This is a genomic window from Paenibacillus polymyxa M1 (genome assembly GCF_000237325.1).
GTDB classification, from domain to species: Bacteria; Bacillota; Bacilli; order Paenibacillales; family Paenibacillaceae; genus Paenibacillus; species Paenibacillus polymyxa_C.
In genome coordinates, this window is sequence record NC_017542.1 from 3069100 (window position 1) to 3094118 (window position 25019).

The following is a 25019-nucleotide window of genomic DNA, read 5'->3' on the forward strand; positions in this document are numbered from 1 at the left end:
AAAATTCTCAATCTACCCCATTAATCTATATTTAGTTTATCATGTAGAGTACTTTTTTGACCATGTGCTGTGTGAATTTTCATGATAGTCCAATAATCTTAAAGTTTGAAAAAAAGAGACAAAGAGCGCAGTTATAGCGCTCCTTGCCTCTTTTTTCATGTATGAAAACCAAAAACAAGATAATGAAATGGAATTAGCGACGTGGCGCCAATGCGTGGATCGGATGACCCATTACGACTTCTGCAGCTTCCATCACAAGTTCGCCCAGTGTAGGGTGAGCATGGATAGTCAAGGAGATATCTTCGAGTGTAGCACCCATTTCAATCGCCAGACCCAGCTCAGCAATCAGGTTGGAAGCTTCCAGACCTACGATTTGCGTACCCAGTACCAGACCTGTATCTGCGTCAGCTACGATTTTTACAAAGCCTTCAGCAGCGTTCAGGGAAACGGCACGACCGTTTGCTCCATAAGAGAACTTGCCAACTTTGACATTATAGCCTTTTTCTTTAGCTTGTGTCTCTGTGTAGCCTACGCTAGAGCATTCTGGATCTGTGAACACAACAGCCGGAATACATTTATAGTCTACAACAGATGGTTGGCCAGCAATTACTTCAGCAGCTACTTTACCTTCGTAAGAAGCTTTGTGAGCCAGAGCAAGACCAGGAACAATATCGCCGATTGCGAAGATGTGAGGGATGCTTGTGCGTCCTTGGTGGTCAACTTTCACCATTCCGCGTTCATCCAGTTCTACACCGATCAAATCCAGACCCAGTTCACCGTCTGTATTTGGACGACGTCCAACAGTTACAAGCAGGTACTCAGCAGTTACTTCTTTGCTTTCACCGTTAACAGAGAATTTCACTGTTACATCTTTATCAGTTTGTTCCGCACTTTCCGCTTTAGCGCCAGTGAAGATTTCGATACCTGTTTTCTTCATGCTTTTCGAAACGATGGAAGTCATATCTTTATCGAAGCCAGGAAGAACAGTATCCATACCTTCAATGATCGTTACTTTGGAACCGAATTTGGAATACATTTGTCCAAGCTCTGCACCAATATATCCACCACCGATAACGATCAGGCTTTTCGGAATTTCAGGCAGGTTCAATGCTTCAGTAGAAGACAGAATGCGTCCGCCAAACGGGAATGGCTTCAATTCGATAGGACGGGAGCCTGTTGCGATAATTGCATTTTTAAAACGGTAACGTGGTGATTCATGTTCGTTGAATACACGCGCTTCGTTTTCGTTGATGAACATGCACTCACCGTTGAAAACTTCGACTTTGTTGCCTTTGAGCAAGCCGCTTACGCCGCCAGTCATTTTCTTAACAACACCGTTTTTGAATTCTTGTGTTTTTGCAAAATCTACTTTTACATTTTCAGCCGTAATACCGAAAGTTTCGCCATGTTTAGCTGCTTCGTATTGATGAGCTGCAGAGATCAAAGCTTTGGATGGAATACATCCACGATTCAAGCAGACACCGCCCAGCTCAGATTTGTCAACGATCAATACGCTTTGTCCCAATTGTGCGGCACGGATGGCAGCTACATAGCCGCCAGGACCCGCACCGATAACCAATGTGTCAATATCCAGAGAAGCGTCTCCTACTACCATTGATTACACCTCCATTACAAGCAGCTCAGGGTTAGCGAGCAGCTGTTTAATATAGTTCATGAAGTTTTGAGCAGTTGCACCGTCAATAATACGGTGGTCAAAGCTCAGGGAAAGAGCCATTACTGGAGCGGCAACAATTTCACCGTTTTTCACGACTGCTTTTTCACTGATGCGGCCAGTACCCAAAATTGCAACCTCAGGGAAGTTGATGATTGGAGTAAAGAACATACCGCCTGCGGAACCAATGTTCGTGATGGAAATCGTGCTTCCTCTCATTTCATTGGCAGCCAATTTACCATCACGACCGCGTACAGCCAGGTCACGAATGGAATCAGCAATCATCCAGATACTCTTACGATCAGCATCTTTGATAACAGGAACGATCAAGCCGTTGTCTGTATCTGTAGCGATACCAATGTTGTAGTATTTTTTGTAGACAATTTCGTTAGCTTCTTCGTCGATCGAGGCATTCAGAGCCGGGAATTGACGGGAAGCGGCAACCAAAGCTTTTACGATGAATGGCAGGTAAGTTACTTTTGTGCCTTTCTTCTCTGCAATTGGTTTGATACGAGTACGGAAAGCAACCAGCTCAGTTACATCCACTTCGTCCATAATTGTAACGTGTGGAGCCGTGTAAGCCGACTTAACCATAGCATTGGAAATTGCTTTACGGATACCTTTAAATGGTACGCGTTCTTCCTCAGCACGCGGATCTGCAGCTGGTGCGGATGGTGCTGCTGCTTTCGCTTCTTTTTTAGCTGGCTCTTGCGCTTTTGCAGCTTCTTTCGCTGCTGGTGCAGCCGCTTGGCCTCCACCATTTTTGAAAGCTTCTACATCTTCTTTAGTGATTTTACCGTTTTTGCCGGAGCCACTCACTTGAGCGATGTTAACACCTTGCTCACGTGCAAATTTGCGAACGCTAGGTGTAGCCAGTACGTCTTTGTTCGAAGCAGCAGGTGTTGCACCTGGTTGCGTGTTCGCTCCACCTTTGGCAGCATCCTCTTCTTGTTTAACAGCAGCTGGTGCTTCTTCTTGCTCAGGAAGTTCACCTTCAGCAGCGATGACAGCCACAACTTGACCTACGTTAAAGATGTCTCCGTCTTTGGCAAATACTTCTTGAACCGTACCATTAACCGGACATGGAACTTCAACTACAGCCTTGTCGTTTTGTACTTCCATGATGATATCATCATCAGTTACTTTGTCGCCGGGCTTGATGTGCATCTTGATGATTTCGCCTTCGTGAAGACCTTCACCCAGCTCTGGGAATTTATATTCAAATCTAGCTGCACCTGCAGCTCCGCCTTGTGCAGCAGCACTTGGCTCAGGGCTAGCAGCTGGCGCTTCTGGTGCATCTTCTTGTTCAGGAAGTTCACCTTCTGCGTCGATGACAGCCACAACTTGACCTACGTTGAAGACGTCTCCGTCTTTGGCAAATACTTCTTGAACCGTACCATTAACCGGACATGGAACTTCAACTACAGCCTTGTCGTTTTGTACTTCCATGATGATATCATCATCAGTTACTTTGTCGCCGGGCTTGATGTGCATCTTGATGATTTCGCCTTCGTGAAGACCTTCACCCAGCTCCGGGAATTTATATTCAAATTTTGCCACGTTTAAAACCTCCCAAATTTACGGTGTGCTTTAATTAAAATTCCAATACTTTATTAACCGCATCAATGATACGTGTTGGCGTTGGCAACCAAGTATCTTCAATTTGAGCAAATGGATAAACGGTATCCGGACCTGCTACGCGCAGAACTGGTGCTTCCAGATGCAGGATTGCTTTTTCGTTAATTTGTGCAATAACTTCAGCAGCAACACCGGCACTCTTTTGCGCTTCTTGAACAACGATAGCACGATTGGTTTTTTGAACAGAGGCAACAATGGTATCAATGTCAATCGGGCTGATTGTACGCAAATCAATGATTTCCACTTTAATACCCTTTGTTTTTTCCAGCTCTTCAGCAGCCTTAACCGAAGTGTGTACCATCATACCGTAAGTAATGATCGTCACATCGGAACCTTCACGAACTACATTTGCCTTGCCCAGTTCAACTGTGTAATCATTCTCAGGAACTTCAGCACGGAATGCATGGTACAGGTTTAAATGCTCCATGAAAAATACTGGATCGTTATCGCGAATAGACGCGATCATAAGACCTTTTGCATCGTAAGGGTTGGAAGGAACAACAACCTTAATACCTGGTGTTTGAGTCAAAAGACCTTCCAAGGAATCTGTATGCAGCTCGGCTGCCTTAACACCGCCACCAAAAGGTGTACGGAATACGATTGGAGAATTGTAACGTCCGCCGGAACGGTAACGCATACGGGATGCTTGAATTGCCATTTGATCGAGTGCTTCAAAGATAAAGCCTACGAACTGGATTTCAGCTACAGGGCGGAAACCTTGGATACCCAGACCGACAGCAAGACCCCCGATTGCGGATTCCGCCAGCGGAGTATCGAATACACGTTCTTCGCCAAATTCTTTTTGCAGACCTTCTGTAGCGCGGAATACGCCACCTACATGACCTACGTCTTCACCGAAAAGCAGGACGTTAGGGTCGCGTTTCAACTCTACGCGCAGTGCGTCACGAATCGCTTCTTTCATGTTCATTTGTGCCATTTGCTTCATTTCCTCCTTAAACATTGACAGATCAGTTTCAGTTCAGGTCAATCGAAAAGCAGACCGGATCGGGTAGCCGCCCGGTCTCTTTCAAGTTCAATTATTTAAAATCAGCTTTTTGTTCTTCCAAGTGCTTAGGCGTAGTTTCGAACATGCTATCGATCAGGCCAGGAATTGTCATTTTTTCTGTTTTCTCAGCCTTTTTGATCTCTTCGTTCACTTTTGCCTTAGCTTCTTCTTTTACGCGAGCTGTATCTTCTTCAGTCCAAAGACCTTTTTTCTCAAGGTATTTCGCAAAGCGGGCAATTGGATCTTTTGCATTCCATTCGCCTTCTTCTTCTTTAGAACGATATTTCGTCGCATCATCAGAAAGGGAATGCGGACGGAAACGGTAAGTAACGGCTTCAATCAATGTTGCACCTTCGCCATTACGTCCACGCTCTGCAGCTTCTTGAACAGCTTTAATAACTGCAAGCACGTCCATACCGTCAATTTTCACGCCTTTAATACCAGCAGCTACTGCTTTATGAGCGATCGAAAGGGCAGCGGTTTGTTTCGAGAATGGAGTTGTGATCGCGTAACCATTGTTTTGCACAAAGAAAATAACTGGCAATTTGTACACACCAGCATAGTTCAGACCTTCGTAGAAGTCACCTTCGGAAGAACCACCGTCACCTGTATATGTAATGACGACTTGTTTTTGTTTTTTTAGTTTGTAGCCCATTGCAATTCCCATAGCGTGCAGAATTTGCGCGCCAATGATGATTTGCGGCATCAATACGTTAACGCCGTCCGGAATTTGACCACCGTGTTGATGACCACGGGAATACAAGAAAGCTTGATATAATGGCAGGCCATGCCAAACGAGTTGCGGAATATCTCGGTAGCCTGGTGCAATAAAGTCTTCTTTTTGGAGCGCAAATTCACTACCAACCATTGTTGCTTCTTGTCCGGATACCGGAGCGTAGAAGCCGAGACGTCCTTGACGGCCCAAGTTAACAGCACGGTCATCCCAAGTACGTGTAAATACCATACGATACATAATTTCTTTCAATTGATCATCTGTAAGTTTAGGCAATTTATCTTTATTGATAATTTCACCATCCGGAGAAAGCACGGACAGAGCCTCAACTTCCTCTGTGTAAACTTCATAAGGAACCTTGCTCATTTTCTTCACCTCAACAAAAAAATTTGAATATCAAGTTCCGCTGTTATAGGATTATTATACACCTGTTATATCGCTCGCGTCAAAGATTTAGTTATTTTTTTTGAGTTTACCACATTTTTGTGTATGTAACAGGGTGTGTTTTTTACTATAACAGCTTAGTACATGATTGAAATTTTAAACATCTATTGCAATCAGGGTAATCTTAACTTATTGTGATCCTTAATGCAAAATAATACCCAAGAAAGGTGACGAAAAATGACGGATTCTCGGTATTTAAAACGAACCATCCTTAAAGACGAAGTAGACAGCCGCTTACTTGGCGAAACCCGAACTCTTCGGATTTATTTGCCGCCCGGCTATAATGAAATATTGAGCTACCCGGTCGTCTACTGTCAGGATGGAGAGGAATTCTTCAACTTTGGACGAATTGCAACACACGCCAACCGTCTCATACTGGATGAGGGCGTGGAACCCTTCATTATTGTAGGCGTGGAAGTGAACACCAAAATCAGAACTCAGGAGTACGCTCCCTTCGGCAATCGTTTTGAGGCATACACTGCCTGTTTTGCAGAAGAGATTATTCCCTATGTGGAACAAAAGTATCCTATAAGAAAAGATGCAGCTTCCCGCATTCTTGCTGGGGATTCACTGGGAGGCAGTGTGTCTTTGCATTTGGCGCTATTGTATCCTGAGCTGTTTAATCGCATTATTAGCCTCTCAGGTGCCTACTATGAAGCTTCGCAAGAAATTATTGCCCGTGAGAAAGAACTGTCGCATCTAAATGTATGGATGACAGTTGGCCTTCAGGAAGATGCTTTTGAGAGTGATACCGGCATTTACAACTTTGTAGAGCTGAACCGTCAATGCGCAGATTTACTGCGCGAGCGGAACGCCGAAGTTTCTTACCGTGAAAAGGATGGCAAACATTTATGGGGCTTTTGGCAAAACGAGTTGCCTGACGCGCTAATGTATTTTTTGGATCGTGCCTGAGTAAAAAAACATCCCAGACAATGATGAGGAATGGAGCATTGACCTAGGAGGACATAAGGCTCCTTCCTCTTTTTTTATATTTTGATTACGCTTTCAAAAATATATAACGAAAAACGGCAATGATTGCCGTCATCTGTCGTTCACATTATAGCTTTTCTTCTATGATCTTGTCCAGCAAGGCCTCGCATCCTGCGTCCAATAATCGATAGGTCTCTTCAAAATTCCCGGTAAAATATGGGTCGGGTACTTCTCTTAACTTTTCTTGAGGAAGCAAATCCATGAATTTTAGAATATCAGCATCTGCTCCACCTGCAAGTTTACGCATGTTTCGTTCATTAGAGTCATCCATGCACACAATATAATCAAATGCGTCAAAATCACGATCCGTTATTTGCCGTGCCTGTATGCCTTGTTCGCTGATTCCGTGCAGTTTAAGCTGCTTTAGCGTTCCCTCATGCGGAGGATTTCCAATATGCCAGTCACCTGTTCCAGCCGAGTCCACCCGAATTTCTGCGTCTAATCCCCGTTCCTTTGCTTTATGTCTCAGTATTGCCTCCCCCATGGGAGAGCGGCAAATATTGCCCAAACACACAAACAAAACGTTAATCATTTCGTTCCCCTTCCTATTCACGTCGCACTTTTTTTCTGTTCCATTGTAGCCAGGACCTCCAAAATTGTGCAAGCCATATTTAACGCGGTATACTTAAAATGATCGTATATCTGGAACCGTATGCAGAAAGAAAGGATGTTGGTTATGATGAAAAAGCGAGCCATTGTATTTTCAGGCGGTCGTCTTAATGAAGAAGATTTACAACAAATACAACCCGATGATTTTATTATAGGCGCAGATAAAGGTGCCCTTTTCCTAATAGAACACGGTATTACACCACATGTCTCTGTAGGAGATTTTGATTCGATTACTTCAGAGGAACAAGAACAGGTAAAATCAGCAAGCCAACGTATGATTGCGTGCGATCCAGTACATAAGGACCTAACTGATACAGAGCTTGCTTTAGAAATTGCTATGGAAGAACAAGTAGATCATGTACTCTTTCTCGGTGTTACTGGCACTCGAATGGACCACACCTTAGCCAATGTTCAAATATTAGTACGGGCCATGCAGCATCACATTAGTTGCGCTATCATGGACGCACATAATTATATTGAGCTGACCGAATCAACGCTCGAGATCCAGCCCATGGGCTATACATATACATCCCTGATTCCTATGACCGCCGAAGTAACAGGTATACAACTGGAAGGATTTATGTATCCCCTTCATAATGCCACCCTCAAAATGGGACAATCACGGGGTGTCAGCAATAAGCTAACGGCTGCAAAAGGTACTATTTCTATCAAAAGCGGTCTACTACTCGTTATTCAAAGCAAGGATTAATTATGACATTGTTGTAACTATTTAAAAAGTTGTTCACACACTCAAAACCCTTGACTAACAAGGGTTTTTCGGTTTTTTAAAGGTACTAGAATTAATTTATTTTTTACAAATTGTAATTTTTAATCGTTTTTTAATAATCGCGACGTAAGCCTTGCTCCACAAGCATTTGAGAGTAGTTTTCCAACTATTAGGCGGCTTCAAAACTGTTATACTCAACGCTGTCAGTTAGTTAGCAACTCAGCAAAATATTGAACAAATCAATTTTTGGAGGTACTTACAACATGAATATGCATAAAATCATAAAAAAGGTAATTATCGCAGGAGTCGCTGCCACTATCGGCTTTGGTACTTTTGCCATTGAGGGAACAAATACAGCACAAGCTGCTACTGCTACTACTACTGTAGGTCAAAAAGTAATTAACTACGGCAAAAAATATATGGGTACTCCTTATAAGTTTGGAGCTTCCACAAGCACTACACGCAATTTTGACTGTTCTTCTTTCATGAAGCACATATTCAAGAAATACGGAGTCGATTTGCCGCGTACTTCTGTTCAACAGTCTAAAGTCGGACATGCCGTATCCAAGGCTAATTTGAAAAAAGGTGACTTAGTGTTCTTTTCAAGCGGTAGCCGTGCCACAGGACGCAATATTACTCACGTAGCAGTATATATGGGCGGGGGTAAAATCCTACACACTTACGGTGGACCTGGGGTGACCATCTCTGATTTGAACTCCGGCAACTGGAAAAGAACGTACATTAAAGCACGTCGCGTGCTGTAATGTAGAACTCATTTAAATTGGTAAGCCGGGACGAAAGGTCTCGGCTTTTTTTATTTATACTTTATGCTATTTTGCTTCAGTTGGCGTTCTGAGTGAATAGCCAATGCCTCGTTCCGTTCGAATCATTTTAAACTTTTGCCCTCTATCTACTTTAACCCTTAAATGCCTGATGTACACATCTACTACGTTCGTATCAGCGATATAATCATGTTTCCAAACATCCTTTAAAATTTGCTGCCTGCTACAAACTTGGTTAAGATGTATCGCCAGATGTAGCAAAAGATCGAATTCTTTCGGAGTTAATTCCAGCTTTCGCTCCCCTCTGCTCACCATTCTGCTTGCAGTGTCTATATGTAAATCTCCTGCCTCGATTGCTCTTTTCACATCACGTTCAACACCAAAAATTCGTAATAAATTAGCTACTCTAGCCTGAAGAACTCTAGGATAAAAGGGCACTACCATTACATCATGTGCTCCTTGTTCAAAGCAGTAAACCATAAGTGCTTCCTCATCTGATGAAATCATTACAAGCAGTGGAACATGAGGATAGTTCTGCTGCAAAATGCGAATCAAGCCTTGAGTGTCCGCCTGTTCATCTTTAATGTTCAGGAGTAGCAAACTCACAGGATTTTGAGCTATATAAGGGCTTACATCCGATGTATTACGAACATGAACCACCTGATAACCTGCCTGCTCCAATGGATGAACGAATACAGCGGGCGCTTCATTTTCATCCACAAGTACAATTAACGGGCTCATCTTTTCACCCACCTGGTTTGGACATCGCATTACATATTGGATACGAACAAGTTTGTTATAAGCCATTTAAACATATTTGTGTTAGTGTAACAAAAAAGCAGAAAATCATTCTCAAAGAATGGTTTTCTGCTTTATGGTTTTCAGCCCAAATAGCGATGATATAGACTTCTTGCTTTTGCCAAGTCCTTTGTCCCATGGATCAGCGCTCTGCCATCTGCAAAAACAACCAAGCGATGCTCGCCCACACTAAAGGAAACCAGATACGAATTCCACTCTACGTTCCCCTCACCCAATGCTGTAAATCTATTTGCTACCTCTGCGAGATTCAGATGTGTCCGGTTGGCAGGTCTTATTTGAACGGTATCCCTACCGCACAAAACATCTGTTTTCTGCCGATAAGAGGCTGATAAATAGGGATACGTCGGTTGGCTACCGCAAGAAGGACAATTCGCTTTTTTTAGACGATCCACTGCTATTGCTACATACTCATTTTTCCACAAATCAAACGAAAGCAACTTTCCTCTCAAGTTCTCAGGATATCCACCAAGAAGCTTGAAAGCTTCCGTAGTCTGGTTAGCGGTGACCATTTGTACTGCCTGCGGAATAATCCCGGCCGTATCACAGGTCTCCCCTCCAAGCGGTACAGTTCCCATCAGACAGTGTAGACAAGGTGTCTGACCCGGTAAAATAGTGTAAGTTACACCATAGCTACCCACACATCCTCCATAAATCCAAGGAATGCGATGCTTGAGTGCCATGTCGTTCATAAGAAGCCGGGTATCGAAATTATCGGTTGCATCCATCATGAGATCTACCCCCTGGATCAACTCTTCCAGCTCTTCTATCCCAACATCCAAGACATGTGCATGTACAATTGTTTCCGAATTAATATCCTTTAATCTTCGCTGGGCAGCTACTGCTTTGGGACACCTTTGCACAGCATCACTTTCCTGAAAAAGCTGCTGGCGCTGCAAATTGCTCCATTCCACATAATCCCGGTCTACCAGGCTTACCGTACCTACGCCTCCACGAACTAACGTTTCTGCAATACCTGTGCCCAGCGCTCCAACACCTATGATTAGTACGTGAGAGGAAGCAAGCCGGCGTTGGCCTGCAGGCCCAAAGGGTGCAAACCTTTCCTGTCTGGAATAACGGTCACTTTGTGGTGGTTCAGCAGCAGATTTTTTAGTAATCCTCATCCCTGAACCATGCCTTCTATCGGACTGCTTGCTGAAGCATAACGTTTTACAGGAATCATCCCCGCCTCAAATCCATATCTACCTGCACGTACAGCCAACTTCATGGCCTCAGCCATTTTCACAGGATCCTTCGCTCCTGAGACAGCTGTATTCAGCAGAACACCATCTGCTCCCAACTGCATTGCCATTGCTGCGTCACCAGGTGAGCGAATACCAGCATCGACAATGACCGGAACTTCCGCTTGCTCGATAATCAACTCTAACGAAAACGGATTGAGCAAACCATGTCCTGTACCAATCGGCGACGCTCCAGGCATTACGGCATGTACTCCAAGCTCTTGCAACCTCTTCGCTAGTATCACATCATCCGATATGTAGGGTAGCACGACAAAGCCTTCCTCTAGCAACTTTTCACTAGCTTTCAATGTTTCAAAAGGATCAGGCAACAGCGTCTTGCTATCCCCAATGACTTCTACCTTAATCATATCGCACAAGCCGGAGGCTTTTGCCAACTTGGCAATACGGATTGCCTCCTCTGCTGTTGTTGCCCCCGCTGTGTTGGGAAGAAGTGTATACCGGTTCAAATCCAGTGTATCGAGAAAATGCTGCTTATCCCGTTCCTCCAAATTCAGTCTGCGCACAGCGAACGTTAATATTTCCGTCTCAGCAGCCTCTACGGCTTGGGATTGGATATCCAGATCCGGAAATTTCCCTGTTCCTAGCAACAGCCTTGAGGTAAAAGATGCTTTTCCAATGGTTAACATGATCAACCGCCTCCTACAAAATGTACGATTTCTAGGCAATCTCCATCCTTAAGTACCGTTTCATGATGATCTTCACGGGTCAATATATGCCGATTCAGCTCTACCACTACGGTTTTCACCTTTAAATCAAGTTCATGCAGCAATTGATCCACACGAGTGATTCGATTGGAAATGGTCATACTCTGTCCGTTAATGGTCAGCTTCATAAGCTTTCCTCCTTGAGAAGTTCAGAAGAAAATTTACTTATTCCAAGTCCAGCTGCACCTGCCCCTTTAAGCATAGCTGCCATCGCTCGCCCAGTCGCATCACTAAGCAGGACACCGTTGCGATAATGCCCGACTGCAGCATAGACGCCCTCTACTCCAGGAACAGGTCCAATGAAAGGACGCTCCGCAGCTGCCTGCGGACGCAAGCCTGCCCATGCACGTACAAAAGAAGCTTCCTGTACACGCGGTAACCAGGCAGATGCACGTGCTAACAACCCCTTTAAGCCACCTACGGTCACCTCTTTGTCATATTGATGCGGAAGACTCGTGGCACCAATCCAAAGCTCGTTATTCTGTTTAGGCACGAGGTAAATATCGTCAGCATAAATGGTATAATCCAACGGATGATCCTTCAAGGAGACCGCTACCGCTTCGCCCTTGACCGGGTATAGTGGATAATCAAACCCAATTTGTTCTAGCAATTTCAAGCTGTCCAAGCCTGCGGCAATCACGACCTGATCGCAGGAAAAAAATCCACTATCCGTTCGCACACCACAAACTCGACCATCCTGTATGACCAGTTCCTCAGCTTGAGTTCCAGACCATATTGTTGCTCCCAGCACCGCAGCTGCCCCTGCATAAGCACGGCAAAGCTGGACAGGAGACACTTGTGTCTCCTTTGATCGGTAGATAGCCCCAATTACTTGATCTGCCAAGCCCGGAATCCGTCGGGCCAACTCCTTGGCATCCCACCAAATGGGACGATCATCCTCTCGCATATTCGCAGCATTCCAGCGTTTTTGGCCCTCTGCTTCCGAACGAAATGGGGTCACAAATCCTCCTGTACGAAAGTCCACTGAAATACCCGATAAACGTTCCAAATCACAGACAAGGTCAGGGAATGCATCTCGACTTGTACGGGCAAATCGTGCCAGCTCAAGGTCTGCAAACTCTTCACTTTCCGCTGCCAGCATTCCCACCGCTGCTCCTGATGCTCCCTCACCAGGGATCCATCGTTCCAGCATGATCGTACTACGTCCCTCCTTAGCCACATGATAAGCAATGGAACTGCCGATCACACCTCCGCCTATGACCAAGCATTCAGCGTGTCCTATCGCTTTTTTCTCTGTATGTGTCTTTGACATATGTTCCGTGTCTCCTCTCCAGTAAGCATTCTGCTTTCCCTTCGTCTTGTTTTCTTGCTACAGGTCGTGAACTACAAGATCTACCATTCGCCTATATTCCATCGCTGCTGCAACGGGTGACTTTGCTTCCCATATACCAGACATCACCGCAATTCCGCTTGCTCCAGCATGATAAAGCTCTGGAACATGATGGGGTTGTATGCCTCCCAGCGCTATCACCGGAATGTCCGACAATCTGCAAATGCGTTCAAGCTGTGCTATACCCCGCGGTACAAGACCGGCTTTACAATGGGTCTCATATACATGACCAAATAGTACATAGTCTGCTCCAGCCTGCTCGGCGGTCTGCACCTCCTCCAAGGAATGTACAGACACTCCACAGCGTGTACCCTCTGAAAGTAGACTTTTCGCATCCACCACAGATAACCCATTAGCTGGAAGCTGGACAGCTCCTGCCGAGGTAAGTAAAGCTACGTCCACGCGGTCATTTACTACAATTTGCCGCAAAGGAACTTCCTGCTTGATCATGCTACGAGTCAAAGAAAGCAAAGCAGAGGCACCCTTCTGTTTCGAACGTGCGTGTACATAATGAATATAAGGACAAATAGCGGCAGCCACTTGGGGTACATTCACACAGGAGACACTTTCCATCGTAATTACGTGTAATTCGATCTCATTTTCACCTCACTTGGACTAAAGAATATGAACTTGTGTTATAAAAAAATCGTATTAGCTGAATCTATATTGTTTTAGCTCCATATTGGGTAATATCATACGGAGCCAGCCACATGTACCAGCAATAATGAAAGGAGATTATATGTAAATCCATCTACGGAAACTCGAACAAATGAAGATGAACGAAACGCAAAAAGCCACTTCCCAAAGGAAGTGGCTTGACAAACGTTCAAAATCAAACGGACTATTATATCCGTAAACGTATATCGTTCCCTGCGCAAACAAAAGTAAAGAGCTACTACCTTGTTTGTACAGTACTCACTTCCCTACGCTGGCATAACCCAGATCAGGTACAAAGGGTCCGAAATCCATTTATTTCGTCTCAGCCGCATGGGCGGCTCCCCTAGTGTGACTATTTTATTGTATCAGCTAAAGATAGCTTAGCATATTTTCCTAATTCTGCAAACCCCACCTTGTATGAAATCTGTCAGAACTGGATTTTAGTTAACTTTACTAGACCACTCTTCTACATTCCACGTTTTGGTTACCCAATCCTCGTAAAAGTCCGGTTCGTGGGATACAAGCAATACGGTCCCTTTGTATTCCTTCAAAGCGCGTTTGAGTTCATCCTTTGCTTTGACATCCAAGTGGTTGGTGGGCTCATCAAACAGTACCCAGTTACTCTCACGCATTAACAGTTTACAAAGGCGGACTTTAGCCTGTTCTCCACCACTAAGCGCAGACAGAGGCCGCGTGATATGCTCATTCTTCAAACCACAACGCGCCAAATGCGCTCGTACTTCATGCTGATTCAAATGTGGAAATTCATTCCATACATCGTCAATCGGTGTAATTTTCTCTGCCTTTACTTCCTGCTCAAAATAAGCGGGCTGCAAGAAATCTCCTTGATAGGTTTTTCCGCTGATTGGAGGTATTTTCCCCAGAATGGTTTTGAGTAACGTAGACTTACCAACACCATTGCAGCCTACAATTGCGATCTTTTCGCCACGTTCGATCGTCATGGACATTTTAGGCAAAAGGGCATGAGTATAGCCAATTTCAAAATCAATACCCTCAAAAACTGTTTTCCCGCTTGCACGGGCTTCTTTGAACTGAAAGGTTGGCTTTGCGGCTTCTTCTGGCTTATCAATACGTTCGATTCGATCAAGCTGCTTTTCACGGCTTTTTGCACGACCTGATGTAGATGCGCGCGCTTTATTGCGCTGAATAAAATCTTCCTGTTTCTTAATATATTCCTGCTGCTTCTCATATGCATCAATATGCTGGGCTTTGTTCAGATCCGCCATTTCAAGAAACTTTTCATAGTTAGCTGAATAACGGGTCATCTTAGCAAATTCAAGATGGTAGATTACATTAACGACTTGGTTCATAAATTCAGTATCATGTGAAATTAGGATAAAAGCATAGGGATAATCCTTCAAATATCGCGTAAGCCACTCAATATGCTCCACATCCAAATAGTTGGTAGGCTCATCCAGCAGCAATACATTTGGCTTTTCCAACAGCAACTTCGCAAGCAGCACCTTTGTCCGTTGCCCACCACTAAGGGCTGCTACATCCCGATCCAGTCCGATGGCAGAGAGACCTAATCCATTCGCCATTTCTTCAACCTTCACATCAATGAGGTAAAAATCCCCCATATCCAGTTGCTCTTGAATTTCTCCCATCTGTTCCAGCAGTACTTCCAACTCTTCGGGAGAAGCCTCTCCCATTTTATCCGTAATCTGCATCATTTCCTTTTCCAGTTCCAACAAAGGAAGAAACGCGTCTTTTAATACATCACGTACTGTTTTACCTGGCGTTAGCTTGGTGTGCTGATCCAGATAGCCATAACGTACACGTGGAGTCCATTCCACTTTGCCTTCATCTTTAAGCAATTTTCCAGTCAGAATGTTCATGAGTGTCGATTTACCAACACCGTTTGCTCCTACCAATCCTACACGTTCCCCCGCAAGTAATCGAAAGGAAACATTTTTAAATAACGCACGGTCCCCAAAGTTGTGGGATACATTTTCTACAGTCAATAAACTCATAACCTGTTTTTGGCTCCTTATTGTCTCATCGGCATTGCCGAGTGTTCTTATTTCATATAGCTATTGTTTCTTTCAAAGCTTTATTGTAGCACATCCGGCACCCTTATCGGAATATTGAAAACAGCGAATTTTAAGGTTTTCAGATGGATTGGCCTAAAAAAAGAAAAACAGTTAATCGTAGTAGCACTTAAGCTCCTCTTCGGTAGGTACGTAAGGAGTTTCTTGCTGCTTTGGTAATCTAAGCTTCTAGTATACAGAAGCTTACAATTCCCTAGCAACGAATGCCTAAATAATTGATAAGTTCTAATAACAATTAATAAAAAGGAACTCTATGTAGACAGTCCTCATGAGTATCGGAGGAATAATAAAATGAAGAAAATGTAATCATCCCGGTCTGGATTCTGGACCGGGATGAAATAAAATTAATTTATAATTGGCTATCTTTCAGCAGACATGGCAATTTCTTTTGTTTCATGAACTGTACCAAATGGATGCTCAGGCGGTGCATAGATAACGTATATCTTAAGGGGCGTATTTCCTGTATTAATTACATTGTGCCATTTTCCAGCAGGTATCATAATTGCATAGTCATCATAGGCCATCACTTGATAATCTAATTTGTCTTTCCTATCCCCCATTTGAACAAGTGCCTGACCTTCTTCAATACGTATGAATTGATCAGTTGTTGGATGAGCTTCTAAACCGATATCATCGCCAACATTAATACTCATCAGAGTCACTTGAAAATGTTTCCCTGTCCATATAGCAGTACGATAATTTTTGTTTTGATTTGCAGCCTGGTCAATATTCACTACAAATGGACTTTGTCCATAATCTCTTAATATTATCTTTTCATTGAGATTACTGTCGTTGTTGTACCAATTGTAGTATTGAGGATTATAACTCCGATAGTTGTAATTACAGCTGTTATACATAGGAATATGCCATGGGAAGTGATGGCATGATTTAGGGTACATACTCATTCTCCTTTTTTTGATTCAGTGTTTACTTATCATATGCGGTTGCCTATATAAAGGACTAAAAACCTTCAACATTAGGCAAGTGCCTAAATGATGCCAAGACAAAAATATTCACAAGCGGTTTCGTCTTTTACTTCAACAGATATTAGCACTTAAATTTACATATAACGGCATATACTTTGCGAGTGGTGTCAGCTTCGTTGGAACTCCCCCGATATGTCGAGTATCAAATTCCATTTATTTGACTCACTCTTTAAAATAGCAGTGACCATAAAATCGAAAGACTAGGCTGTCACTGCAGGCCAACCTTTTAGTTGACCTAATAATACGAAACCCACCCCGGAGAGTGATTAATTTAAGCTGTTATGATATTTGTATTCGAAATACCCAGCAGCTGCCGCAGATTTTTCATCCGTAAAACGCTCAACCGCTTGAAAAGGAGCTGGATATGAATCTCTATAAAAATATTTCATTCCAGTACCCGGTTCTATGCCTCCAATAATAGATTGCTTTCGGACGACTCTTCCACCACCAAACCCATAGTTATTGTAATATCTGTCTCCAACTGGAATGCCTTGGATAAACGCGATCATACCCACATCATCTATCGTGTTATACCATTCCTCTTGTGGAATGAGTGGAAGAGTGAACGTATAGGAAATGCCATTCCGTGCTGCTTTTTCGTTATGGACGTTAATCATTCGAGCCAGATCTTCCTGAACGGTGCGAACGATGGTAGAACGGCGCATTTGCTCAAAGGTTAATGAATTGTTCAGTAACGAAATGGGGGTCTGACTCTCAAGCTCCTTTTGAAAACCCTCCACCCATCTCTGATTCCGCGCATCATATGCGTGCAGATAATTGTCCAGGGTGAATCCCACACTATTGCCTGCTGCATCAACATAGGCATAAGGCTTTTTTTCGCTCCACTTGTGGCCTATGACCGCTTGTCCATACGCATCTTTATAGGTTGCTGAAGCGAACGTATAATAACCATCATAGTCCAGAATCACAATGACTGGTATGTAATCCAATAACGCACGTTGTGCTGCTGTATCCCCATCAATGCCCATATTAAGGAAGAAAGTGTGCAGGAACGTGGTCAGTGCTTCTTCTTTATCTACACGAAAAAACTTATCTGATCCATATCCGGCCTCGCGTTCCTGACGTTCATTCTGTGAGAGCACAACACCTGCATCCTGAACTGCGGTACGGAGAGCAGACGTATATTTCATTTCTAGCTGCTGTACTTCACGCTGATTCTGCACTCGTAAATCACTAACCACACCAAAGGGCAAAAAGAGTAGGACAAATATAACTGCAAAATCAGTAATCTTCATTCAAAACCATGCCCCCGTAAGAAGCTGAAACTGCCGGCTTATCGTTATCTATTCCACCCAAAATCCAGGATTTGTATAAATCCGCAGGAGTTCGATTCGTATTATGTAATCGTACTGTAAAATAATCTCCGGCCATCAAGGTATACCGACGTGTCTGTTCCGACTTGGGCTGCGAATTATCAGGAAACAGTACAGGTAAGATTTGCGGGTTATAGTAGCCATCGTATACAGCTTCATAATTACCCAGAAAACTGTCTGGCTTTGCCGCATCTGCATAGTTCGGTACATATTTTTTGTGCATATGCTCCAAATCAACTTCGTACGTATTGCCTGTCAGCTCCAGATCACGCATAAAATCGTTATACATCGTCGGTGTAATGTAACCTTTGGTTCTTACCATATCAACAAAATGTACAGTCGAATGATATGTATTTAACCCGGATATATCATCCTGCCGTTCAGCAGCTTGAGCTGCGGGTACGATGTACAAAAGCAATACAGCGAGCAACGCCCCCAACAGCTTGGATATTGTTTGAACCACTTCAGTCCTCCCCCAATTTCTCAAAACGTACAGATGTTATGTCTCCGTTCCCATTACGCTGTGGGTATATGGCATATATAGAGGAAGCATCCAAGGTAGATACATCAGGCTCAAACGGTTCAGAGTATACATCGTACTCTAAACCGTCAACTTGAACCGAAATCCCCTCCTGCAAGTTCATCCGAATGGTCTGGATAACTTGAGTCCCCTTAATCCGTTGTGGCGTCTCCACCTCTATAGTTCTGGATATCCGCCCCTCTGATTGCTCCTCCCGCTGCGACCTTAATTCCAGTGCACTACCCAATTGACTGGACAAGTTTGCTGCTGCTGCACATGCGGTTATAAATAGAATAACTGACACACCAAGCCACAGCATACTTGAAGCGTGATCAGACATGCTCACATCTCCCTTATGACTATCATCTTTGCTGTACTTCTTAAGACTGGGTAAACAACAACCCACGTACCACGTTTGATTTGTCTTTAACGATTTCAGCCTTGAATTTACCACTTGGATTTACGTATTCATTCTCCTTTTCATTAAGTGTATTCGCAATTTTCCCCGTCTTATCACTGCCGCCATTCACAGCACCATACTGCTCGCTGTCTGGACTAATGTTCAGAGCATTTCCATACCACTGTCCTACCGTATTTTTGCCGGTTTTAATCTGAATACCAAACTGGTCCTTTCCCTGAAACTTCCGCAGCGCGTTGGTTACCTGGGAGCCGCTAATTGTTGTGCCGTCGTATACTGTAAAGGAGGCTTGAGACAATTCGGTCTGGATATCGGCGAAATTGTTTTGTGCTGTTTTAGTAGCTTCCTGAGCTGAGATAAACAGTATGACTACAATTGTAATTAGTGCGATGGTCAAAAATATCCCAGCAGCTACCTTTAATGCTGTTGATGCATTGTTCATTTCTTTCTCTCCTCAACTTGTAATATTGGTTAATCATCATTGAATTTACTTACTGAATTTTTTGTATTTGCTCATAATAGCTATCCATTTGAACAAAGCTCATACCGATCAGCGGAATCACCAAATATAAAAAGATAAGACCATACATCGGGGCAAAACCAATCATCCTCCCCCAGATTGCCTTGCTGTCTATTATTTTTTCATACTCCTGTTTTCTTTGTTCAAAATAGTAGGTCATCTGGGATTCCAAATCATCAAACGCCTCTCTAATGGTAATTTTCCCCAAAGATAAATAAAGCTTGTCCACCAGACGTTGAAATTCCGGCAAAGGTGCTTCTTCTTTCAACAAATCGAGAGCTGCCTCTGGTCCATGTTCATAATGAAGCAGACATTTTTGCAGAGGTCTTTTGAAGATAACTGAAAATCTGTTCAGCCACTCCAATATTTCCTCGACAGACATTCGTTCCATAACCCGTAAAATGGAAATAACCGTTTGAAACTGATACACCTCATGCTTCATGTCCAAATAACGCATTTTCCGTTGCAAATATAATAAAAGCATGGGCATTTGGTAGGCTACATACCCAGCAACTATACTAATCAGTACTTCCCACCATTTGATATATTCTTCATTCCAATCTTTCAGCTTTTGGAGAATTCGTTGAGTATTTCTGGATAGCTGCTCTGGAGTAGCTGTGCCATTAGCATAGTGTTCTAAAGCAGCGTACGCTCGCTCGTATGTGCTATCCGCTTTCATGTTCAACGTTTGTATGATTTTGCGGTCAATCTCACTCTGCTTCAAAGCTTCCTTTTCCTCTATCGGACTTAAACGTCCAAACATTTGACCCGATTGTACTGGTGCGTGAAGGATATGCGTTTTTTCAGCTTCATGTAAAATAAATATGGTGCTGATACTAAGCACTAATCCTAAGATAAAAAGAGCAATTCTACGTATGTAGAGCCACTCAAGCTTTACCTCCGCACCACTTTCCTTTAATAGTCGGGTTATCTGGGAATAAGATGTCATATGCTGCCGGGGAATTAAAGAATCCACCATATTACGAATGATGGGCAGACGATATAACTTCTGCTCCCACACCCTCCGCCCTTTACCCGCACGATATCCTGTCTCGTCCGACTGTTGCAGTTTCTGTAACAGAAAGTAGGATAGGATGATAACAATGTAAACGGTCAATTTTGTGATATAACCCAATTTCCCCTGATAAAACTCATCCATGGATGGAAAGCTGGATCTCGCCCATCTCTCGATTGGGGTAGTAAAGAAAACGGGAGCCAGTGCGATCACGTTTAAACTTTTTAGTAGGTAGTCCAGTTTATTTCTCCGCAGTAACTCCAACTGGATTTCGCGTGCAAGACTGCTTAGCCCCTTTAAATAAATGGAACCACCATCCTCAACCCGATCACCAAACTCCATTACCATATACGAAATACCAGCAAAGGCTTTTAAAAACCGATTTGGAGCTGATTCATAATATCTTTCGAGTGCCTCGTGCGGATCAGCATCTGTCAGCGCCTCATGGATGAGCCGTGCATGTCTTCCAGCCTCTGCTCCTGCTAAATCGGCCGCTTCAGATATGGATTCTTCTACCATACCGTGCTGATGATAGTGATGACGTACATTGGCGAACAATTCGATCATTTGAGAAAGTAGCCTTTTTTCCATTTGGCTAGTGGCCACATCTATAACAAGACTGTTGATTACCACTCCACATAAAACGGCCAATATAGCAAACTCTATTCCTGGTTTCATCATCAACAGCACAACGCCGCTGCAAACAAAAATACCCCAGATGAACAGTATCATCTTCATGGTCTGCAGACGAAGCTTATACTCATCGTATGCATGCTGACCAGCTAGTCGCTTACGTACACTTGTGATGTATCCAGATGTGATAGGGACCCTCATACACAGCGTATACAATTTATGCATTAAAGTTTGAAGTTCCCGTTGAAGTACCGCTTTTCCCTTTCGTGCTTCCTGTACAGAATGAATTCTACCTCTGCGAACTGCATAGCTCTTATGCTTATGCAACCCATACAAAACTGTATATAGAACTGCAAATCCCCCACCTGATATAAGCAAAACCCACAATAAAATTTCTTTAAGACTCATAGTCTTCCTCCCAATAACGGGTCAAAAAACTGCGGAAATCTGTGGCATCCTTAGCATTCATTTGCTCACACATTTCTTCTACGCTTTTAGCTGTTAAGGGCTTCATTGGTATATAACTTTCATTTCGATATTCCATAACATGGCGATAGCTATAGCTCGATGAAGCATTGGGACCTACATCCGTATGCTCTGGATTACGCGGTACACATTCTGTGATCCGTTCGATATAACGCCGCCCTTGCGCATCACGCTTGAGATGCACATCGAAATTAATGACATGCACTACCTGTTCTTCAGCAATGCCTTCATGCTGAAATACTCCAGTTTTGAGCAGTGAATTACGAAGCGAAAATACAAGATCACGAAATGTTTTAGCATGGTGAGTAAAAATAGTGAACAGACTAGCAACCTGCGACATTTGAATCATCCAAGCAGCTACTTCATCACTCGCTACTTCGCCTAGAATATTGACGGTTCCATCTGTTTTTTTCTGCAAGTCAAGACCTTGTTGTCCTGAAATATGATCTGTTTCTCGAAAGGTAAGAATATTACGGCGACTGTAAATGTTGCGTAGATGCAGCTCAAAGGCCATTTCCTGAACGCGAAGCGTATACGAAGCGTAAATATGCTTGACCATCGCCATTAACAATGTTGTTTTTCCTGAACCCTGCGCACCTGTAATTGCAGTAATCCGACTGCCTTTCATTAGATAAGATAATAGCTGGATTGGAAAATCAGCGTTTTGTCCCCTAATTAACTGTTCCAGCGAAGCGCTTTGAATATCAAACTTACGAACAAAGAAAGCCCATGATTCAGAGAAAGGCGGGCGCACTACTACTACCCGTGATCCATCCTTCATTTCGTTGACCTTATAACCATTCGCTTCAGAAAGCTGTCCTGGATAATTGTATTTGTAAATATTTTGACATACCCTTTTAAGTTCACGTTCCGATTCGAAGGAAAGGAATGAAAGGTGGATAGTTTTACCTTTATAGAAAATCCACACACTCTCATATCCATTTGTAGTAGGCGCAGAGGTTTGTTCAAATACAAATCTATCTGAAGACCAATGTGGTGATGAAGGAATCCCACCTTCCGGCACACCACTGACACCTCCGCTTACACCATCGATCTTCTGGTCACGAATATCATCAATGACAGAAAAGCCTTTATAATTTTGATATTTCTTTAGCAAGCAAGAGGTTTCATACAACATCAAAATCACTAACCTACCACGCTTTGAGTAACATTTTAATTCGCACAAATTCATTCTCTTTCATAAAAAGCGTGATTTTTTTGTGATTTTTTATGTACAGTAAATGCCTGAATATCCGCATCTAAATGCGTGTGTTTGTTATGTAGTTAACAACAACAAATAGCTCCATCAGCAAACGCCAATGGAGCACTTTTTTAGTATTCAATTATCATGAAGTCCACAGATATCCACAACCAAAAAACTTGATTCTTTGACCTAAGACAACTATCGGCATAGGCTCCTCAGACATCTAGCTTGGATGATGTAAAAAAGTTTATTGAAGAAATCTTTACATACAAAATTGCTTAACTAATGCTACATTCTTTTGTGTATAAAAAATTGAAATTCAGATACCATTTCATAAGACAAAATACTTTTTATAGAATTAGAATTACTCCCTATTCTTCATAATTTTCAATACAATCGGAAGAATGGTGTGATGGTAATTTGTAAGAATTTTACCGGAAATTTTTATCGAAGGTGTTCCCTTCTGGCTTGGGTGTGAAATAGAGTTGAAATTCCTATAGTTATAGAATTTTCTAATAGTCATTAATTCATTCAGTTCTAAAAGATGAGAAGTTTTGTTAATCACTGAGTTTAAATTATCAGTATCTTTTAGTTCGTATTGAACTTTACAAAACTCATGGAAAAAATTATTCAAATAATTAAAAGCCAAATCCCATTTTTGATTCAGTATGCTATTGGCATAATAAATGAGTTGCTGTATTATCGCCTCTTCATCCTTAAATGGACTTCTGATCAATTCATTAATTAAGTTATTATAATGATTTTCTATGTCATAGAAAAACTTATTGTTATTAATCTTTCTTACAATGTACTCCTCAGTTATCCTTTCGTAGACAGTTTGACCCAAAAGATTTGGTTCTCTCTTAGCTTTTTTTCTGATTTTAAAAAAAGAAAGTAAATATTTACCATAATTATTACTTCGTAAAATTTCACTATCAGCTTTAATTTTTTTTCTTATTACCACCTCTTCTGTTTTGTCAATGTTTTGAGCTAACGCAGTAAACAAAATATGAATATGTCTTCTATCACTTAAGTTTAAATCTTTCTTGATAAATTTAATCAAATGTGTCGTAAATTTATTCCCACCCTTTTTTTTCCTTCTAATGAAAAAAAGAGCTATAAGTATGTTAATATAGTCAGCTGTCAAATCAAATGTAATTTCATTTAATATCAGCTTTGTTCTATCAACATTTTCTTTTTGAAACAGATAGTTTTGAAACTTTGGATCGAAAATAACTTTTAAATTTTCTCTATCTTCTCCAGTTAAAAGAAATGAAAAAGCTTCCTTTATTTTGAATTTTCTTAACGAATTCTGAAAGTAGATCAATTGATAATTAAGTTTGTTTTTTGAAATAGGTGATGAAACTGTCTTCCGAGTAAATCTTAAAAACCCTCTTCTTTCTTCACTGGTTTTTATGATTTTTCTATCTGTTTTTGCTGCATTGGTAGTCAATTGTAATTCATCAAATAACCAGCTATTTATACGTTGTTCAATTGATAGTAATTCTTTAAAAACTTCCTTATTCTTTATCGTTTCCTCAGTTTTATTAAAGATGATAAAGATATCATCAACATATCTAACCATGCTCTTAAACTTCATAATATTACTTTTGACAAGTTCTTTTACTTTAACATCAAATGGTACCAAATAAAGATATCCCAAATAGTCTGATACAAAGTTCTTCCTGCCTTGAGGTATAGATTGAGTCTTATTCATTAAAGAATCGAAATAGAAATCCAAACCAGTTATAGTGTTATTTTCACCATTTAGATTATATTTAGTTAATAATGATGGCGATGCATAATCCTGCATGATCTTGATTAAAATTTTGTGCTGCATTTCTTCAAAATATTTACTAATATCTATTCTAAGTACAATATCTCCTACTACTAATTGTTGATTTAGAGTAGATAAAAAGTCTGAATAACCTTCTTTATAATCACTACTTGCCTTCCAATTGTCCTTATCTTTATGAAATTTTGTAGGATAAAATGGGTAAATATATTTCTGATTAAAGTTCAAGTCTCTTAGATTAGTATCCGTACATTCTACAAATAATAAACCTATTGAGTTATATAAGACCATAGAATACATTGAAAAAAAACGATATTCTCTTACTCCTGTCATACCCTTAGGTATTGAAACAATATCAGTAGAAAACATCTCAGGAACCGCAAGAATTATATCTGTAGAAATAAAATCATCATAGAACTGACTCATTTTTTCTCTACTCGTCTCTAACAAAACATCCTTTAGCAATCGAAAATTAATATCCAGTATAAAGTCTTCTTTTGCATATTCTTTACATATCTCAAATGCATTAAGAAAAACATCTTTAGTTAGAATGTTACTGATTTTCATGTTGGGTCCCCTTCAATAAGTAATACTTCTAATTGTTTTAATTTCCCAATATTATCTCAGAAGATTACTAAATAGTAA

The 25019-nt window shown here is 41.9% G+C and carries 22 protein-coding genes, 1 pseudogene and 1 riboswitch; of the genes and pseudogenes, 3 read left to right on the top strand and 20 right to left on the bottom strand.

Annotation, left to right across the window (positions count from 1 at the left end; all coding sequences use genetic code 11):
- Positions 1-193 precede the first annotated feature (193 nt).
- From lpdA to pdhA, 4 genes are all read right to left on the bottom strand, one after another.
- Positions 194-1615 carry a dihydrolipoyl dehydrogenase gene (lpdA, locus tag PPM_RS13510; protein ID WP_013371454.1) on the bottom strand — a complete coding sequence of 474 codons (1422 nt, stop codon included), beginning with the start codon at positions 1613-1615 and terminating at the stop codon, positions 194-196.
- 3 nt (positions 1616-1618) lie between these two features.
- Complete coding sequence (locus tag PPM_RS13515; protein ID WP_014599812.1) at positions 1619-3232, bottom strand: 2-oxo acid dehydrogenase subunit E2; 1614 nt, start codon at positions 3230-3232, stop codon at positions 1619-1621.
- Between the two features lie 34 nt (positions 3233-3266).
- Complete coding sequence (locus PPM_RS13520) at positions 3267-4247, bottom strand: alpha-ketoacid dehydrogenase subunit beta (protein WP_013371456.1); 981 nt, start codon at positions 4245-4247, stop codon at positions 3267-3269.
- Between the two features lie 100 nt (positions 4248-4347).
- Complete coding sequence (gene pdhA, locus PPM_RS13525; RefSeq protein ID WP_013371457.1) at positions 4348-5415, bottom strand: pyruvate dehydrogenase (acetyl-transferring) E1 component subunit alpha; 1068 nt, start codon at positions 5413-5415, stop codon at positions 4348-4350.
- Positions 5416-5670: 255 nt separating this feature from the next.
- Here pdhA and PPM_RS13530 point away from each other — a divergent pair, with 255 nt between their 5' ends.
- The gene (locus tag PPM_RS13530; protein ID WP_013371458.1) at positions 5671-6405 is read left to right on the top strand and encodes an alpha/beta hydrolase; all 735 of its coding nucleotides are present in this window, start codon (positions 5671-5673) and stop codon (positions 6403-6405) included.
- 145 nt (positions 6406-6550) lie between these two features.
- Here the strand turns inward: PPM_RS13530 and PPM_RS13535 are convergent, their stop codons facing one another.
- Positions 6551-7015, bottom strand: a complete 465-nt coding sequence (locus PPM_RS13535) for a low molecular weight protein-tyrosine-phosphatase (RefSeq protein ID WP_013371459.1) — start codon at positions 7013-7015, stop codon at positions 6551-6553.
- 144 nt (positions 7016-7159) lie between these two features.
- Between PPM_RS13535 and PPM_RS13540 the strand changes: the two genes are divergently transcribed.
- Positions 7160-7801 carry a thiamine diphosphokinase gene (locus tag PPM_RS13540; RefSeq protein ID WP_013371460.1) on the top strand — a complete coding sequence of 214 codons (642 nt, stop codon included), beginning with the start codon at positions 7160-7162 and terminating at the stop codon, positions 7799-7801.
- 281 nt (positions 7802-8082) lie between these two features.
- On the top strand, positions 8083-8583 hold the full coding sequence (locus tag PPM_RS13545; RefSeq protein WP_013371461.1) for a C40 family peptidase: 501 nt from the start codon (positions 8083-8085) through the stop codon (positions 8581-8583).
- Between the two features lie 66 nt (positions 8584-8649).
- Here PPM_RS13545 and PPM_RS13550 read toward each other — a convergent pair whose 3' ends face one another.
- The 15 genes and pseudogenes from PPM_RS13550 to PPM_RS13620 all read right to left on the bottom strand — a co-directional run bounded on the left by PPM_RS13550 (position 8650) and on the right by PPM_RS13620 (position 24941).
- Positions 8650-9342: a response regulator transcription factor gene (locus PPM_RS13550; protein WP_013371462.1), complete on the bottom strand. Its 693-nt coding sequence runs from the start codon at positions 9340-9342 to the stop codon at positions 8650-8652.
- A 140-nt stretch (positions 9343-9482) separates the two neighbouring features.
- Positions 9483-10541: a ThiF family adenylyltransferase gene (locus tag PPM_RS13555; RefSeq protein WP_013371463.1), complete on the bottom strand. Its 1059-nt coding sequence runs from the start codon at positions 10539-10541 to the stop codon at positions 9483-9485.
- Positions 10538-11305 carry a thiazole synthase gene (locus PPM_RS13560; protein WP_013371464.1) on the bottom strand — a complete coding sequence of 256 codons (768 nt, stop codon included), beginning with the start codon at positions 11303-11305 and terminating at the stop codon, positions 10538-10540. Before PPM_RS13560 ends, PPM_RS13555 begins: the two co-directional genes overlap by 4 nt.
- A gap of 2 nt (positions 11306-11307) precedes the next feature.
- Complete coding sequence (thiS, locus tag PPM_RS13565) at positions 11308-11511, bottom strand: sulfur carrier protein ThiS (RefSeq protein WP_013371465.1); 204 nt, start codon at positions 11509-11511, stop codon at positions 11308-11310.
- Positions 11508-12656 carry a glycine oxidase ThiO gene (gene thiO, locus PPM_RS13570; protein WP_013371466.1) on the bottom strand — a complete coding sequence of 383 codons (1149 nt, stop codon included), beginning with the start codon at positions 12654-12656 and terminating at the stop codon, positions 11508-11510. Before thiO ends, thiS begins: the two co-directional genes overlap by 4 nt.
- A gap of 57 nt (positions 12657-12713) precedes the next feature.
- A complete protein-coding gene (locus tag PPM_RS13575) occupies positions 12714-13307 on the bottom strand; it encodes a thiamine phosphate synthase (protein WP_014599813.1) in 594 nt (197 codons plus the stop codon).
- A 330-nt stretch (positions 13308-13637) separates the two neighbouring features.
- A riboswitch (TPP riboswitch) is annotated at positions 13638-13746 on the bottom strand.
- A gap of 85 nt (positions 13747-13831) precedes the next feature.
- Entirely contained in the window at positions 13832-15385 is a 1554-nt protein-coding gene (locus PPM_RS13580) for an ABC-F family ATP-binding cassette domain-containing protein (protein ID WP_013371468.1), read from the bottom strand.
- Positions 15386-15822: 437 nt separating this feature from the next.
- Positions 15823-16362: a cupin domain-containing protein gene (locus tag PPM_RS13585; protein WP_013371469.1), complete on the bottom strand. Its 540-nt coding sequence runs from the start codon at positions 16360-16362 to the stop codon at positions 15823-15825.
- Positions 16363-16715: 353 nt separating this feature from the next.
- On the bottom strand, positions 16716-17705 hold the full coding sequence (locus PPM_RS13590) for a hypothetical protein (RefSeq protein WP_013371470.1): 990 nt from the start codon (positions 17703-17705) through the stop codon (positions 16716-16718).
- Entirely contained in the window at positions 17692-18246 is a 555-nt protein-coding gene (locus PPM_RS13595) for a hypothetical protein (protein WP_013371471.1), read from the bottom strand. Before PPM_RS13595 ends, PPM_RS13590 begins: the two co-directional genes overlap by 14 nt.
- Position 18247: 1 nt before the next feature.
- Complete coding sequence (locus PPM_RS13600) at positions 18248-18643, bottom strand: hypothetical protein (protein ID WP_013371472.1); 396 nt, start codon at positions 18641-18643, stop codon at positions 18248-18250.
- 40 nt (positions 18644-18683) lie between these two features.
- Positions 18684-19163, bottom strand: coding sequence for a hypothetical protein (locus PPM_RS13605; protein ID WP_013371473.1), 480 nt, complete (start codon positions 19161-19163; stop codon positions 18684-18686).
- A gap of 49 nt (positions 19164-19212) precedes the next feature.
- On the bottom strand, positions 19213-21297 hold the full coding sequence (locus PPM_RS13610) for a hypothetical protein (RefSeq protein WP_013371474.1): 2085 nt from the start codon (positions 21295-21297) through the stop codon (positions 19213-19215).
- Positions 21287-22480, bottom strand: a pseudogene (locus PPM_RS13615) (ATPase, T2SS/T4P/T4SS family); the annotation flags it as partial. The gene PPM_RS13610 and the pseudogene PPM_RS13615, both read right to left, overlap by 11 nt.
- Positions 22481-22943: 463 nt before the next feature.
- On the bottom strand, positions 22944-24941 hold the full coding sequence (locus PPM_RS13620; RefSeq protein WP_014599816.1) for an RNA-directed DNA polymerase: 1998 nt from the start codon (positions 24939-24941) through the stop codon (positions 22944-22946).
- Positions 24942-25019 lie beyond the last annotated feature (78 nt).